General features: G+C 68.8%; 1 protein-coding gene. It reads left to right on the top strand.

Annotated elements, in window-relative coordinates:
- Window positions 1-841 (top strand): methionine adenosyltransferase (gene metK / locus BIV25_RS46015; protein ID WP_071378571.1); only part of this gene is annotated, 841 nt, incomplete at both ends.

Here is an 841-nt window from a genome sequence, read left to right as displayed (position 1 = left end):
GACGAGCTGGACAAGCAGGGCGCGGGCGACCAGGGCCTGATGTTCGGCTACGCGTCCGACGAGACGCCGACGCTGATGCCGCTGCCGGTCTTCCTGGCGCACCGGCTGTCGAAGCGGCTGTCCGAGGTCCGCAAGAACGGCACGATCCCCTACCTGCGCCCGGACGGCAAGACGCAGGTCACCATCGAGTACGACGGTGACAAGGCCGTCCGCCTGGACACGGTCGTCGTGTCCTCGCAGCACGCCTCCGACATCGACCTGGAGTCGCTGCTCGCCCCCGACATCCGTGAGTTCGTCGTGGAGCCCGAGCTGAAGGCGCTGCTGGAGGACGGCATCAAGCTCGACACGGAGAACTACCGTCTCCTGGTCAACCCGACCGGCCGTTTCGAGATCGGCGGTCCGATGGGTGACGCCGGCCTGACCGGCCGCAAGATCATCATCGACACGTACGGCGGCATGGCCCGGCACGGCGGCGGCGCGTTCTCGGGCAAGGACCCGTCCAAGGTGGACCGCTCGGCGGCGTACGCGATGCGCTGGGTCGCCAAGAACGTGGTGGCGGCGGGTCTGGCCTCGCGCTGCGAGGTCCAGGTCGCCTACGCGATCGGCAAGGCCGAGCCCGTCGGTCTGTTCGTCGAGACCTTCGGCACCCACAAGGTCGAGACCGAGAAGATCGAGAAGGCCATCGACGCCGTATTCGACCTGCGTCCGGCCGCGATCATCCGTGACCTCGACCTGCTCCGCCCGATCTACTCCCAGACGGCGGCCTACGGCCACTTCGGCCGCGAGCTGCCCGACTTCACCTGGGAGCGCACCGACCGCGTCGACGCCCTCCGCAAGGCCG

Origin of the sequence: Streptomyces sp. MUSC 14 (assembly GCF_001866675.1) — a bacterium.
Taxonomy (GTDB): domain Bacteria; phylum Actinomycetota; class Actinomycetes; order Streptomycetales; family Streptomycetaceae; genus Streptomyces.
Note: the sequence above shows the minus strand (reverse complement) of the source record. Positions and strands in the feature narration are given on the sequence as shown.